The following is a 13,619-nucleotide window of genomic DNA, read 5'->3' on the forward strand; positions in this document are numbered from 1 at the left end:
GATCAGCCGACGAACTCGACGAGCGCCTCCAGCAGCCGGTCGATCTCCGCGTCGTCGTTGTAGGCCGCGAGCCCGATGCGCAGACCGCCGTCGACGTCGAGGCCGAGCGCGCGGAAGGGCTCGAGCGCGTAGAACGTGCCGGCCGGCGCGAGGATGCCGCGGTCGGCGAAGGACCGGTACGCGTCGGTGGCGTCGCGGTCGCGGAACGTCAGGAACAGCGTCGGCGTGCGGTCGGCCGCGACGGAGTGCAGCGTGACGCTGCCGTCGAGCTCGGCGACGCCGGCCTCGATCCTGCCGCGCAGCCGCCGTTCGTGCTCGTCGACCACGTGGTGAGCGACCACGATGCGCTCGCGCCGCGTCCCGCCCGCGGGGGCGAGCGCCGCGATGAAGTCGACCGCGGCGGTGGTGCCGGCCATCAGCTCGTAGGGCAGGGTGCCGAGCTCGAACCGCTCCGGCACGGCGTTGCTCGACGGCAGCAGCTTGTCGGGGGAGAGCGACTCGAGCAGGGCGGGCTCGGCGATGAGCGCCGCGCAGTGCGGGCCGAAGAACTTGTACGGGGAGCAGACGAAGAAGTCGGCGCCGAGCGCCGCGACGTCGACGGCAGCGTGCGCCGCGAAGTGCACCCCGTCGACGTAGACGAGCGCGCCGACCTCGTGCGCGCGCCGCGCGATGCGCGCGACGTCGGGCTTCGTCCCCAGCAGGTTGGATGCGCCGGTGACCGCGACGAGTCGCGTGCGGTCGGTGATGACGGCGTCGAGCTCGCCGAGGTCGAGGTCCGCCGTGCCGGGGTCGAGGCGGAGCCAGCGCACCGTCGCGCCCACGGCCTCCGCGGCCTGGATCCACGGCCGCACGTTGGCGTCGTGGTCGAGCTGCGACACGACCACCTCGTCTCCCGCGGCCCACGTCTTCGCGAGCGCGCGCGAGACGTCGTACGTGAGCTGAGTGGCGCTGCGGCCGTAGACGACGCCCTCCGCGCGGCCGCCGAGCAGGTCGGCGATGGCCGCACGGAAGTCGCCGACGACGGTGTCGGCGTTGCGCTCGCTCTGCATCACCCGCCCGCGGTTCGACAGCGGGGCGGTGATGGTGCGCGCGATCGCTTCGCCGACGACCGCGGGCGTCTGCGTGCCGCCCGGGCCGTCGAAGTGGGCGATGCCCGAGGTGAGCGAGGGGAACTGGGCGCGCAGCGCTGCGACATCGAGGGTCATGGTGCTCCTGGGGTGCGTGGGTCGAGGTCAGGCTACGGGGGCGTCGCCTAGGCTCGGAGGGTGGCGCGCAGGGGCATCTACGTCGAGATCGGGATCGACGTGGATCCGGAGGCCGTCTGGGCGCTGACGCAGGACCCGCAGCTGCACGGCCGCTGGGACCTGCGGTTCTCCGAGATCGTGCCCGACGGCGAGACCGACACCGGCGCATCGCGGTTCACCTACACGCGGCGCGTGCCGCTCCGCACCATCCGGGGCCATGGCGTGAGCCTCGGCGAGCGCTCGCGGTCCGACGGCACGCGCACGTCGGCGCTGCGGTTCTCGACCGCCGATCCGCTGTCGGCGATCCGGGAGGGGCGCGGCTACTGGCGGTACGTCGCCGCGGACGGCGGCACCCGCTTCAGCACCGGCTACGACTACGAGCCGGGCTGGGGGCGCGCCCTCGACCTGCTCGTGCGGCCGCTGCTCGGCTGGGCGACGGCGTGGAGCTTCGACCGCCTCCGCATCTGGCTCGAGCGAGGTGAGGCGCCGGAGCAGTGGCCGCTCCGCAGCGTGCTGTGGGTGTGGCGACCCGAGCGCCCGCGCGCCGGTCGCTGCTCACGAGAGCCCCGAGGCGCGCGCCGCGCCCACCACCTGCACGACGCGCCCGCGGCGCTCGCGGCGCTGCCGCATCCGCAGCGTCCCCGTCCGGAGCGCCCCCGATGACGTCGATGTTCGCCGAGGCGCTGGGCCCGGACTTCGCGCGGCTGCACCCGATGCTGCAGCGGCGCTTCGGGGTCGGCCTCGACTCGGGGGAGGCGTGCATCGGCACCGGCGTGATGACGAGCGTGCGCCGCGGCCCCTGGTGGACGGTGCCCTTCCTGCAGCTCGGCCGGCTGCGGAACATCCTCGTGCCGGACGTCGGAGAGGACGTGCCGTTCCGGATCGAGAACTACCCGTACCGCGACCCGTTCGGCCGGGAGACGGTCACGTTCGTGCGCGAGTACGACCTCCGGGGACGCCTGCGTCGGTTCGACGCGACCATGGTGCTCGACGGGCGCCGCATCGTCGACTACCTCGGCACGCACCAGCACCTGGCCGTCGATCTCGACCTCGCTGTCGACGACGAGGGAGCCCTGCTGCTGACGTCGGATGCGCAGCGCTTCTACGAGGGTCCGGTCGCGTTCCGATTCCCGATGTGGGCGAGCGGTCGCGCGAGGCTGCGGGAGCGCTTCGATGATCGCGAGGGCAGGTTCCACATCGATCTCGAGGTGCACCACGAGCGGTTCGGGTTCCTGTTCGGGTACCGGGGCACCTTCGACTGCGAGTGGGTGCCGGTCACGGATGCGCCGGAGCGGCTGAAGCCGCGGCGCCACGAAGTGCGCACGTGACGCGCACGGCGTCAGGGGCGGTTGCCGTTCCCGTTGCCGCCGCCGTTCCCGCTGCCGCCGCCGTTGCCGCCGCCGTTGCCGTTCCCGCCGCCGTTCCCGCTGCCCTGACCGCCACCGTTGCCGGCGTTGCCGTTGCCATTGCCATTCCCGTTGCCGGCGTTGCCCGTGTCCTCCTCGACCACGGTCTCCTCGACCACGGGCGCCTCGACGACGGGCGCCTCGACCCCAGGCTGCTCCACGACCGGTGCCTCGACTGCGGGCTCCTGGACGGCGGGCTCCTCCGCCACGGGGGCAGGCGCGGTCGTCTCGACCGGGGCGGGCGTGGGATCGGCCACGGGTGGGGTCGTCTCGACCACCTCCGGCTGGGCGGTCGGCTGGTCCAGTGCTCCCTGCAGGCTGAACGCCACGGTCGCGCCGAGGAGCGCGATGCCGGCCGCGACGCCGCCGACGAGTGCCCACCGCCGTCGGCGCGGGGGTGCTGCGACCGGCGACGGCTGCGGTGCGCGCGCCGCCGTGGGCGGAGTCGCCTCCGCGATCGCAGGCGCGGTGTCGGCGGTCGTCGCGGCCGCCGCAGCGGGGAGGACCGCGGTCGCGTCCGTGGCCGGCGCGATCGCGGCCGTCGCGCCGGCTGCGCCGCCGACGAGCATCGGCGTGCCGCCCGGGCGCTCCTCGAGCCGCTCGAGCACCGCCGCGGCGGTCGGCCGTGCGTCGGGGTCGCGCGCGGTCATCGCCGTCAGCAGCGACTTCCACTCGTAGCCGAGCGAGCCGGGGATGTCGGGGTCGCGCGTCAGGCGCGCGCTGAGCGATTCCAGCATCGACCCCGCGAACTCGCGGCGTCCGGTGAGCGTCTCGAGCAGCACGAGCCCGAGCGAGTAGACGTCCGAGGGCGGGCCGACGCGCGCGCCGGTCGCCTGCTCGGGGCTGAGATACGCGGCCGTGCCGAGCACGGTGCCCGTCGCGGTCAGGCGAGCCGCGTCGACGAGCGCCGCGATCCCGAAGTCGGCGAGCTTCGCGTCGAACTCCCGGCCCGGCAGCGGCGAGGGGGCGAGCAGGATGTTCGCGGGCTTGAGATCCCGGTGTACGACGCCCTGGGCGTGCACGACGACCAGCGCCTCCGCGAGGTCCCGCGCCATCCGAGCGACATCGGGCTCCGCGAGCGGTCCGAGCGCGAGCCGCGCGTCGAGCGCCGGCCCGTCGACGAGCTCCATCACGAGGTACGTGATCGTGCTCCCGTCGACCGTCGTGCTGCCGGCGTCGAACAGCGTCACGAGCGACCGATGGCTCAGGGTCGCGAGCAGGTCGATCTCGGACTGGATGCGCTGCAGCTCGGTCGGATCGGTGGTGGTGCGGATGAGCGCCTTGAGCGCGACCTCGCGCCCGAGCACCTCGTCGGTCGCGCGGTGGACGAAGGCCATCCCCCCGGAGCCGAGCAGCGGGCCGAGGCGGTATCGCCCGGCGAGCACGCTCCCTGGCTGGAGCGGGTCGGCTGCATGCATGGTGTCCTCCACCGTCACGGCCAGCGTATCGGTTGCGCACGCGGATGTACCCCACGGCCGAGCTGCGCGCGACCGCGTCAGCGGGATGCGGCCGGCCCGGCCCCGCCGTCCGACGGCGGGGCCGGGCGCGGGCTCGCCGACGCGCCCCGCAGCCGGCTGTACTGCGCCGCGAGCGGACTGACGGACGCCACGAGCGTCGCGGCCTGGTCGCTCAGCTGCGCGGCCCGCTCCCGGTCACCCGCCTCGACCGCGGCCGCCGTCTCCGCCTGGATGCGGGCGAGCTCGAGCAGCTGCAGCTCCACCGGGCCGGCCTTCACCCAGCTGATCCGCTCGACGAGCACGCCGAGCGCGAGCAGCGCCGCGCCCGCGATGACGAGCGAGGCGGCGCCGGCGTCGTTCGAGCTGAGGAAGACCGCGGTGGCGCCCGCGGCGAGCGTGATCGTGCCGAGCACGGCGAGGACGATCTTGATGCCCCGGTAGGGCTGCACCGGGAGCGTGCCCGTGTCGCCGTCCATGCGTGGACGATAGCCCTCAGCGCGGCGTCGCGACCAGCGCCACGTCGTGCAGCGCCCCGTCGTCGACGATCGCGGTCATCGCAGTGCCCACCGGCTGGCGACGGCGATCGGTGGGCGAGCCCGGGTTGAGCAGGCGGAGCCCGCCCGGCGTCGCCGAGTCCCAGGGGATGTGAGAGTGTCCGAAGACGACGACGTCGGCCGGATCGGGCGAGCCGTGCCCGAACCGCTCGTCGCACCGGCGCTCTCGGCCCGCGGCGGCGCCCGTCTCGTGGATGACGGCGAATCGGACGCCCTCGACCTCCACGCGCGCGACCTCGCCGAGCCGCTGCCAGAGTTCCGGGCCGTCGTTGTTGCCTGCCACGCCCACGAGTCGCTTCGCCCTGCCTTCGAGCTCGTCGAGCAGCGAGGCCGCGACCCAGTCGCCGGCGTGGACGACGACATCCGCCTCGTCGACCATCCGCCACACCTGGTCCTGCATCGCCTTCGCGCGCACGGGCACGTGGGTGTCGCTCAGCAGCAGCAGTCGGGTCGTCACGGGGCCAGTCTGCCGGGCTCAGCCCGCCGATCGCAGTCGCTGCAGCCGCTCGCGCGCCCAGTCGTGGGCGGGTCGGCCGTCGCCCGAGGCCAGCGCGCGCCCCGCGATGGCGAGCACCACCCGCGTGCCGGTCACGACGGGCAGGGGCGAGCGGCGCACGCCCAGCAGTCGTCGACAAGGGCGCGGGATCGTCGCGACCGCACCCTCGAAGAGCAGGCGGTACCCGAGGCGCGACGCGCCGTGCACCGGTGGCCGGCGCAGGAACGAGACGAGTTCGCGCACGCGCTCGCCGCCGCGCAGCTCGCCGCGCTCGAGGTACCCGGCGAGCCGGTGCTGCAGCTCCGCGGTCGTGGTCGGGGCATCAGGCACTCCCATGAGCCGGGCGGCCGTCGCCCAGTCGGCGACGTACGCGTCCTCGCCCCCTGGGATGGGTCCGCCCCAAGCGCGATGGCACGTGAGGAACGCGTCGGTGAACGCGAGGTGCACCCAATCGGCGAGACCCGGATCGCTCGCCGCATAGGCGCGCTCGACGCCGTGGCCGTCGACGTACGTGCCGGCGACGCGGGAGTGGAGCCGACCCACGCGCGCCGTCTCCTGCCGCGCCTGCTCGGTCGACCCGTACGTCACGCACACGACCCAGCGCACCGTCCCGGCCAGTCGCGCGAGCGGTTCCTCCCGGTAGCGGGACCAGTCGTGCACGCCGGCGAGCGCACCGGGATGCAGCGATTGCAGCAGCAGCGCCCGGATGCCGGCGACCATCGTCGCCATGCTGGCGTGGACCGTCCACGCGGGGCCATCCTCGGCGAAGAAGCCGGCATCGTCGCCGCGGGCGAGCGCTCGCACCCAGGCGGGCGAGCCGTCGGGATCGCCCGCGAGCGCGGTGAGCAGCCGCGCTCGCAGCCTGCCCATCGCGTCCTCCGCGCCACCCCCTGCGCGCCCGAGGAGACCCGACGAGCGCCGGGCAGCGGGAGCGGTGCGGCGCGGCCGTGCCGCGGGTGCTCGGGTCACCGGTGACCTCCCGGAGTTCGGCCAGGGCGCGACGGCCAGGCGTGGTGCGCTCCAGCGTAGACCCGGCGTGCGCCTGGAGTCAGGTCTTTACTCTGGGGTACATATCGGTCAGCGTTGAGCCTCACGACACTCACGGATCGGAGTCAACATGTCTGGCAACCTCATCGCTCGCTCGGTGCACGACCTGACGGCGGCAGCCTGGTTCGGCGGCTCGCTCATGGGCGCCATCGGCCTGAACGGCGCCACCGCTGAGGCGAAGGACCCGAGGGAGCGCACGCGCCTGTCGAGCCGAGGATGGATGAAGTGGGCGCCCGTGCAGACCGGCGCGTTCGTCGCGCACCTGGGTTCGCTCGTGCCGATCCTGTGGGAGAACAAGGGACGCTACGCGAGCCAGGACGGCGTCATGCGCTGGACCTGGATCAAGGCTGGCGTGACCGTGGTGGGGGCAGGGGTGACGCTGTACTCGAGCATCCTCGGCAAGAAGGTCGACGCGCTCTCGGAGGAGGGCGCCGAGGGCGCCACGGAGCCTTCGGCGACCGCATCCCCTGAGCTGCAGTCGGCGCAGGATCAGCTGCGCGTGCTGCAGTGGATCATCCCGGCGTTCGCCGGCACGGTCATCATCCTCGGCGCCAAGCACGGCGAGATGCAGCGGCCCAAGAACGTGAAGCTGGGCATGCTCAAGTCGTGGCCCGTCGTGGGCAAGGTCCTCGGGGAGCGCGACTGACGTCAGCCGGTGACCTCGAGCGAGCCGTTCATGCTCGGCACGTGCGGGTCGCAGACGTACTCGTAGGTGCCCTCGACGAGCGTGAGCTCGACCGTCGACTCGTCGGTGCCGGCGATGTCGGTGCTGACGTCGACGTCGCCGGGACCCGTCATGTGGAAGTTGTGCATCGACGAGCGGTCGACGAACGTGACCGAGTAGTCGCCGGCCGGCAGCGTCGTCACGGGGGCGCCGCTCTCGTCGGTGAGGGCGATCTCGTACGCGTCGGGGTCCTCCTCGGTGCCGACGACGGCGAGCAGGGTCGTCGCGGCCGAGGCGGCCGGGTCGGAGGCGGACTCCGACGCGCTCTCGGTCGGGCCGGTCGTCTCGACCGGCGCCTGCGTCTCGGCGGCCGGCGGCGCGGCGCTGTCGGCGGGTGCCGAGGGCGCAGCGCCGCTGCAGCCCGCGAGGGCGATGGATGCGGCGGTCAGCAAGACCGCGATGCTGAGGGTTCTGCGTGTCATGCGCTGCTCCAGTCGGTCGAGGCCGGTGGTGGCCGTCGGGTGGGCACGAGCGTAGCCCGTCGCCCTACGGTGGTTCGGTGCGGGTCGCCCGCCCGGATGGGCGCTGGTGGCGTCATCCGACGAGCCCGCCCCAGACGGCCCTGGCGCCGGAGTCGCCGATCAGCGCGACCATGACCGTCGACCCGCCCCCGACCGCGATCGCGAGGACGGTGAGGACGATCGGGACGAGGCGCGCGCCCGGTCGCGGCGCATCCGTCGCCTTTTGTGCACCCCAGCGGAACCACGCCCATTGCGCCACCGCGACGACCAGCATCCCGGCGACCCAGGGCAGCAGCATCCGACCGTAGCCCTCGTGCGCGTCGACGGCGGGCTGGCGGCCGACGATGTCGCGCAATGCCTCCCCGGCGGCCACCGTGACCGGGACGAGCACCACGAGCGCCAGCGCGGCGAGCGGCGTGACGATGCCGAGCCGCCGACGCGCCGCGGGCCAGACGCTGCCGAGCATCAGTGCGAGTGCGGTCAACGGGGTCAGGATCACGACGGCGTGGACGAGCAGCGGATGCATCGGCAGTCCGGTGATCTCGAAGGCGCCGGCGGCGCTGAGCGGGTCCATACTCTGTGACACGACGCGCGGACGTGCGAGGTTCATCGATGAACCTGGGGACGCGCCAGTCCGTGTCCTCCATGAGGAGGTGGGATGCGATGCCGCCCGACGACGCGACGCTGCTGGGTGCGCTGTACGACGCGCACGCAGCACCGGTCTGGCGCTACGTCGTGCACCTGACGGGCGACCGGGCGGGCGCCGACGACGTCGTGCAGGAGACGCTGCTGCGCGCCTGGCGCACGCCGAGGATCCTCGAGGACCCTGCGACCGCGCGAGCGTGGATGTTCACCGTCGCGCGGCACCTCGTCATCGACGAGTCCCGGAGCGCGCGGCGCCGGCACGAGGTGCTGCTCCCGGAGACCCCGGAGCGCGAGTCGCCCGACGCGACCGACGCGCTGTTCGAGGCGATGCTCGTGGAGGAGGCCCTCGCCGGTCTCAGCGTCGAGCACCGAGCGGTCATCGTGCGCGCGTACTACGGTGGCCGCTCGGTCGCCAGCATCGCGGAGGAGCTGGGGATCCCCCAGGGCACGGTGAAGTCGCGCCTCCACTACGGGCTGCGCGCGCTGCGCCTCGCGCTCCAGGAGAAGGGGGTGACGCGGTGAGCGCCGACCACGCGGACTTCGCGGATTGGGACGCCGCCTACCTGCTCGGAGCGCTGAGCCCGGCCGACCGGCGCGCGTTCGAGGAGCACCTCGAGTCGTGCGACCGGTGCGTGCGATCGATCGCGGACGTCGCGCCCACGCTCGGGCTGCTCGGGCGCGTCGATCCCGATCGCGCGCAGTCGCTGCGGGGCGACGAGGCCCCCCAGGAGTGGCCGCCCGTGGGAACGGGCGCCAGGGCGGCGCTGCTCGCACGCGCCGCCCACGACGCGCGTCGCCGCCGCGGTCGGTGGACCGGCGCGCTCGCGACCGCCGCCGCGATCATCGTCGCGGTGATCGTCGCCGTCAGCGCCCTGCTCCCGCCTGCCGGCGGCGGCCGCGCCGTCGAGCTGGCCGCAGTGGTCGACGCACCGCTCGTCGCCTCCGTCGAGCTCGCATCCGCCGCGTGGGGCACCCGCATCGAGCTCGAGTGCCGCTACGGCGGCGACGGGGGAGCGGGAGCCTCGACGGGTCTGCCCTACACGCTCGTCGTGCGGGACCGCGACGGGAATGCGAGCGAGGTGTCCAGCTGGCGTGCGGTCCCCGGGGCGACGGCGAGGCTGACGGCCGCCACCGCACTCGACGTCGACGAGATCGCAGCGGTCGAGATCCGCATGGAGGGCAGCGGCGAGGTGCTCATGCGAGCGGAGATCGCCGAGCAGTGAACCTCGCGCGCCGCTGCTGCGTGTTCCCAGTGACCGCATCCGCGGCCGCTCACGAAGGGACGCTCCCATGACCTCGAGGTACACCCCGGCGCTCGCCGCCGGACTGCTCATCGTCGCGCTCGCCGGCTGCGCGAGCTCGACACCGGAATCCAGCGCGCCGCCCGCCTCGTCACCCGCAGAGGCATCCACGGCTCCGACCGCCGAGCCGACGACGTCGGCCTCACCCGACGCGTCGACGGCATCGGCCGACCTCATGGTCGCGGAGTCGTCGCTCGGCGAGATCGTCGTCGACGGCGACGGGATGACCGTCTACATGTTCGACAACGACACGCAGGGCAGCGGCACCAGCTCGTGCGAGGGCCAGTGCGCCGCCAACTGGCCGGCCGTCACGACCGACGCCGAGATGCCTGCGGCTGAAGGCCTCACCGGAGAGGTCGGCACCATCACCGGCGTCGACGGTGCCACGCAGCTGACGCTGAACGGCTGGCCGCTCTACACCTTCGCCGGCGACTCGGTGCCCGGCGATGTCGCGGGTCAAGGCGTCAACGACGTCTGGTGGGTGCTGTCGCCGGCGGGGGAGCGCATGGCGGAGTGACGTCCTCGCCGCCGCCGTTCGACGGCATCGCCGTCAGCGGCGGCGGGCTGTCACTCCGCGCGCCCGGAGATGACGAGCGCGAACGCGCCGAGCAGCGCGACGATCGACGCCGTGACCGCGACGGCCGAGACGATGATGAGCAGCATGAAGGGGTTGTCGAGCGCCACGCTCGAGTCGTGCGCTGCTGCGGCGATGAGGTCCATGGTCTGCCTTCCTGAGGAACGAGGGCCCGGCGCGTCGACCGTGCCGGTCCAAGCCTGCCAGCGATCGGGCGTGGGCGCGCATCCCACGCCCTCCGGCCCGCGGGACGCGCCTACTCGACGAGCTTGCCCGCGACCGAGTCGTCGACGCCCGCCTCCGCCAGGGCGCGGAAGCTCTCCGGAGCGGGCGACAGGGGCTCGAAGCTGACGCCGTCGCGCGGCGACCAGACGAAGTTCCCCTGCAGCGCAGGGTCCGTCTCCGGGAAGTCCGCACGGTTGTGGCAGCCGCGGGTCTCCCGCCGCTCGAGCGCGCACTCGAGCGTCGCCCGCGCGGCCAGCAGCGACCCGAGCAGGTCGAAGGCGTGCGCGAGGTCGTCGAACCCCGCGATGTCGGGATGCGCGGTGACGTGCTGCGCGCGCTCCTCGAGCGCCAAGAGCGACTCGAGCGCCGCCCGGAGTCCCTGCTCGGTGCGCACGACGCCGGCATGCTCGGTCATCAGGTTGCGCGTCTCGCGCTGCAGCCGACGCGCCGACTCGGTGCCGCGGTCGCGCAGCAGCGACGCCATCTCGGCGCGGGCCGATGCGACCTCGGCCGGGTCGCGGCGCACCTCGGTGCGGGCCGCCACGTAGTCCGCGGCGTGCTCGCCCGTGATCCGTCCGTACACGAGCAGCTCGATGAGCGAGTTGCCGCCGAGCCGGTTCGCGCCGTGCAGGCCGGAGGATGCCTCGCCGATCGCGTAGAGCCCGTCGACGCCGGTGCTGTGGTCGTCGGGCGCCACCCAGACGCCGCCCATGGAGTAGTGGGCGGTCGGGGCGATCTCCATCTTCGTCGTGGTGATGTCGAGCATCTGCAGGTCGATCAGGGTGCGGTAGACCCGCGGCAGCTGCTGCAGGATGCGCTCGCGGGGGAGGTGCGAGACGTCGAGGTAGACGCCGCCCTTCTCGGTGCCGCGCCCCTCGGCGATCTCGGTGAAGCCGGCGAGTGCGACGCGGTCGCGGGTGGAGAGCTCCATGCGCTCGGGATCGTACCGCTCCATGTAGCGCTCGCCGAGCGCGTTCGTGAGGATCCCGCCCTCGCCTCTCGCTGCCTCCGACACCAGGGTGCCCGCCACGTCCGACGGCTCCAGCAGCCCGGAGGGGTGGAACTGCACGAGCTCCGCGTCGCGGATCCTCGCGCCCGCGAGCGCGGCGAGCCGGAACGTGTCACCGGTGTTCTCGTCGCGGCGCGAGGACGTGTGCCGCCAGATGCGGGTGTGCCCGCCCGCGGCGAGGATGACCGCATCCGCATGGATCTGCACGGGCGTGCCGTCGACGATGTCGAACCCGTAGGCGCCGAAGATCGTGCCGTCGGCGACGAGCAGCCGCGTGATGTAGATCGTGTCGACGATCTGCACCTGCAGCTCGGCGGCGCGACGCATGAGGGTGCGCTGCAGCTCGAGGCCGGTGTAGTCGCCGGCGTACGCGGTGCGGCGGTAGGTGTGCGCGCCGAAGAAGCGCTGCGAGATGCGGCCGTCCTCCTCGCGGGCGAAGGGCATGCCCCAGGCCTCGAGCTCCGCGATCGCGCGCGGGGCATGCCGTGCGACGGTCTCGACGATCGCCGGGTCGGCGAGGAAGTACGACTCGCGCAGCGTGTCGGCGGCGTGCTGCTCCCAGGAGTCCTCGGGGTCCATCGTCCCGAGCGCCGCGTTCATCCCGCCGGCCGCGAGGGTCGTGTGGGCGTCGTGCTTGCGCCGCTTGCCCACGGCGAGCACCTGCACGCCCCGCTGCGCGAGCTCGATCGAGGCGCGCAGCCCGGCGCCACCGGTGCCGATGACGAGGACGGAGGTCGAGAGGATGCGCTCTGGCGCGTGCGGTGCGATCATGCATCCAACGTACGAAGCCGTGCGCAATGCGTCCAATGCATTGTTCTCCTGACTGCCATGTCGATACGGTATGAGCATGCGACTCGAGCAGCTGCGCTCCTTCGAGGCGGTCGCTCGCCTCGCCAACTTCACCCGGGCGGCGGAGGAGCTGTTCGTGGCGCAGCCGTCGCTCAGCCGGCAGATCGGTGCGCTCGAGGCTGAGCTCGGCACGGCGCTGTTCCGCCGGGCGCCCTCTGGCGTGACGCTGACGGCAGCCGGGGAGGTGCTGCTGCCGGTCGCCCGCCGCATGCTCGGCGACGCGCGCAGCGCGAGGGAGCAGTTGGACGAGCTCGCGGGACTCCGCCGTGGCCGCGTGCGGCTGGGCGCTCCGCCGACGCTGTGCGTGTCGCTCGTCGCCGACGTGCTGGCGGCGTACCGGGTCGCGCATCCGGGCATCGAGCTGCACATCACCGAGGGCGGCTCGCGCTCGCTGGTGGACGCGCTCGACGAGGGCGCGCTCGACCTCGCGCTGGTGGTCACGCGCGGCGAGCGGGCGGCGGCGCCGTCGACCGAACTGCTGCCGCTGCTGTCCGAGGAGCTCGTGGTCGTCTCCGCCGCCAGCACGGGGGAGGGGAAGCGCGGGCAGCAGCGGGACCAGGTCACGCTCGCGCAGCTCGCGACGATGCCCCAGGTGGCGTTCAGCCGCAGCTACGATCTGCGCGTCGCGACCGACGCGGCGTTCGCGGCGGCCGGGCTCACTCCGTCGATCGCGGTCGAGGGGGCGGAGATGGATGCGGTGCTGCGGTTCGTCGAGCGGGGGATCGGGGTCGCGGTCGTGCCGGCGATGGTCGTCATCGACCGTCCGGGACTGCGTTCGACACGGCTGGTGCGCCCGCAGCTCTCGCGCACCGTCAACCTGGCTCGGCGCACCGATGTCGGACCCTCGGCTGCGGCGGCCGCCATGCAGCAGCTCGTCTTCGAGACGGTCGACCGGCTCGCCGCGCCCGGCACCCAGCTCGCGGAGCGCGTCACCGTCGCGTCGCGCGCGCAGCGCTGAAGGAAGCGCCGTTCTCCACAGCACCGGACGGCGTCGCCGACGCGCGCGCGGCCGCTGTCGCACAGTGTGCGCATGAGCATCGCTGCAGACGGACTCGAGCAGATCCGCGACACGCGCAGGCAGTGGCCTCCCCGCTCCGGGATGCCGTGGACGGAGGAGGACTTCGCCGCCGTCTTCGCGGCGAGCAGGGACGGGTGCGATCCGGACGAGATCGCGGCGCGCATCGGTCGGAGCACGATCGCGCTGCGGGGCCAGCTGCGCCGCCTGCTCCCCGCGGAGGAGCGGCACCTCCCCGCCGACCTCGTGCTCCCACGGCTGCGGCAGCTGGACCGGGAGGGCGACCACGACTGGCTCGCGGCGATGGCGAGCTCGACCAGACCGTCGTGGGAGCTGCAGCGCGAAGCACAGGCGGAGCGCGACGACCGCGGCATCGGTGCGCTCAGCGACGACGAGCTGCTCGCCCTCGTCGACGTCATCTGCGGCCGCACCGCACAGCTGCCCGACGAGCTGCTCCGGGCGATCTCGACGGCTGTGCACCGGCGGGGCATCGAGGCGCTCGTACGACGACGGGCGATGGCCGCGGCGGATGATGCGGTCGATGCGCTGCTCGGCCACGGCGAGCGTCTGTGGTCGGGCGAGCTTCCGAGCGATGGCTGGTCGTGAGTCGGC

At 73.6% G+C, this 13,619-nt stretch carries 17 protein-coding genes; 8 read left to right on the forward strand and 9 right to left on the reverse strand.

Annotation, left to right across the window (positions count from 1 at the left end):
- Positions 1-2: 2 nt before the first annotated feature.
- Positions 3-1,205: a cysteine desulfurase-like protein gene (locus tag ACLQ21_RS01810; protein WP_425660865.1), complete on the reverse strand. Its 1,203-nt coding sequence runs from the start codon at positions 1,203-1,205 to the stop codon at positions 3-5.
- Positions 1,206-1,265: 60 nt separating this feature from the next.
- Between ACLQ21_RS01810 and ACLQ21_RS01815 the strand changes: the two genes are divergently transcribed.
- Positions 1,266-1,907 carry an SRPBCC family protein gene (locus tag ACLQ21_RS01815; RefSeq protein ID WP_425660867.1) on the forward strand — a complete coding sequence of 214 codons (642 nt, stop codon included), beginning with the start codon at positions 1,266-1,268 and terminating at the stop codon, positions 1,905-1,907.
- The gene (locus tag ACLQ21_RS01820; RefSeq protein WP_425660869.1) at positions 1,904-2,572 is read left to right on the forward strand and encodes a DUF4166 domain-containing protein; all 669 of its coding nucleotides are present in this window, start codon (positions 1,904-1,906) and stop codon (positions 2,570-2,572) included. The genes ACLQ21_RS01815 and ACLQ21_RS01820 overlap by 4 nt, the downstream gene beginning before the upstream one ends.
- Before the next feature lie 11 nt (positions 2,573-2,583).
- Here the strand turns inward: ACLQ21_RS01820 and ACLQ21_RS01825 are convergent, their stop codons facing one another.
- From ACLQ21_RS01825 to ACLQ21_RS01840, 4 genes are all read right to left on the reverse strand, one after another.
- The gene (locus ACLQ21_RS01825; RefSeq protein WP_425660871.1) at positions 2,584-4,068 is read right to left on the reverse strand and encodes a protein kinase domain-containing protein; all 1,485 of its coding nucleotides are present in this window, start codon (positions 4,066-4,068) and stop codon (positions 2,584-2,586) included.
- A gap of 77 nt (positions 4,069-4,145) precedes the next feature.
- On the reverse strand, positions 4,146-4,583 hold the full coding sequence (locus ACLQ21_RS01830; protein ID WP_425660873.1) for a hypothetical protein: 438 nt from the start codon (positions 4,581-4,583) through the stop codon (positions 4,146-4,148).
- Positions 4,584-4,599: 16 nt separating this feature from the next.
- Positions 4,600-5,118, reverse strand: a complete 519-nt coding sequence (locus ACLQ21_RS01835) for a metallophosphoesterase family protein (protein WP_425660875.1) — start codon at positions 5,116-5,118, stop codon at positions 4,600-4,602.
- An 18-nt stretch (positions 5,119-5,136) separates the two neighbouring features.
- Positions 5,137-6,027, reverse strand: coding sequence for an oxygenase MpaB family protein (locus ACLQ21_RS01840; RefSeq protein WP_425660877.1), 891 nt, complete (start codon positions 6,025-6,027; stop codon positions 5,137-5,139).
- Between the two features lie 247 nt (positions 6,028-6,274).
- Between ACLQ21_RS01840 and ACLQ21_RS01845 the strand changes: the two genes are divergently transcribed.
- The gene (locus ACLQ21_RS01845) at positions 6,275-6,850 is read left to right on the forward strand and encodes a hypothetical protein (RefSeq protein ID WP_425660879.1); all 576 of its coding nucleotides are present in this window, start codon (positions 6,275-6,277) and stop codon (positions 6,848-6,850) included.
- Positions 6,851-6,852: 2 nt separating this feature from the next.
- Here ACLQ21_RS01845 and ACLQ21_RS01850 read toward each other — a convergent pair whose 3' ends face one another.
- Entirely contained in the window at positions 6,853-7,350 is a 498-nt protein-coding gene (locus tag ACLQ21_RS01850) for a cupredoxin domain-containing protein (RefSeq protein ID WP_425660881.1), read from the reverse strand.
- A 112-nt stretch (positions 7,351-7,462) separates the two neighbouring features.
- Entirely contained in the window at positions 7,463-7,963 is a 501-nt protein-coding gene (locus ACLQ21_RS01855) for a hypothetical protein (RefSeq protein WP_425660883.1), read from the reverse strand.
- A gap of 89 nt (positions 7,964-8,052) precedes the next feature.
- Here ACLQ21_RS01855 and ACLQ21_RS01860 point away from each other — a divergent pair, with 89 nt between their 5' ends.
- From ACLQ21_RS01860 to ACLQ21_RS01870, 3 genes are all read left to right on the forward strand, one after another.
- Positions 8,053-8,556, forward strand: coding sequence for a sigma-70 family RNA polymerase sigma factor (locus tag ACLQ21_RS01860; protein ID WP_425660885.1), 504 nt, complete (start codon positions 8,053-8,055; stop codon positions 8,554-8,556).
- Complete coding sequence (locus ACLQ21_RS01865) at positions 8,553-9,257, forward strand: zf-HC2 domain-containing protein (RefSeq protein ID WP_425660887.1); 705 nt, start codon at positions 8,553-8,555, stop codon at positions 9,255-9,257. The genes ACLQ21_RS01860 and ACLQ21_RS01865 overlap by 4 nt, the downstream gene beginning before the upstream one ends.
- A gap of 67 nt (positions 9,258-9,324) precedes the next feature.
- Positions 9,325-9,852, forward strand: a complete 528-nt coding sequence (locus tag ACLQ21_RS01870; protein WP_425660889.1) for a COG4315 family predicted lipoprotein — start codon at positions 9,325-9,327, stop codon at positions 9,850-9,852.
- Between the two features lie 50 nt (positions 9,853-9,902).
- On the opposite strand, the gene ACLQ21_RS01875 is transcribed toward ACLQ21_RS01870, so the two are convergent.
- Both ACLQ21_RS01875 and ACLQ21_RS01880 read right to left on the reverse strand, forming a co-directional pair.
- Positions 9,903-10,055 (reverse strand): hypothetical protein, encoded by a 153-nt coding sequence (locus tag ACLQ21_RS01875; RefSeq protein WP_425660891.1) that lies wholly within the window; start codon positions 10,053-10,055, stop codon positions 9,903-9,905.
- A 110-nt stretch (positions 10,056-10,165) separates the two neighbouring features.
- Entirely contained in the window at positions 10,166-11,914 is a 1,749-nt protein-coding gene (locus tag ACLQ21_RS01880) for an FAD-binding protein (protein ID WP_425660893.1), read from the reverse strand.
- A 70-nt stretch (positions 11,915-11,984) separates the two neighbouring features.
- Here ACLQ21_RS01880 and ACLQ21_RS01885 point away from each other — a divergent pair, with 70 nt between their 5' ends.
- Positions 11,985-12,950, forward strand: a complete 966-nt coding sequence (locus ACLQ21_RS01885; RefSeq protein ID WP_425660895.1) for a LysR family transcriptional regulator — start codon at positions 11,985-11,987, stop codon at positions 12,948-12,950.
- 72 nt (positions 12,951-13,022) lie between these two features.
- Positions 13,023-13,613 carry a hypothetical protein gene (locus ACLQ21_RS01890; RefSeq protein ID WP_425660897.1) on the forward strand — a complete coding sequence of 197 codons (591 nt, stop codon included), beginning with the start codon at positions 13,023-13,025 and terminating at the stop codon, positions 13,611-13,613.
- Positions 13,614-13,619: the final 6 nt, after the last annotated feature.

Source organism: Agrococcus sp. DT81.2 (assembly GCF_049844935.1).
Classification (GTDB): domain Bacteria; phylum Actinomycetota; class Actinomycetes; order Actinomycetales; family Microbacteriaceae; genus Agrococcus.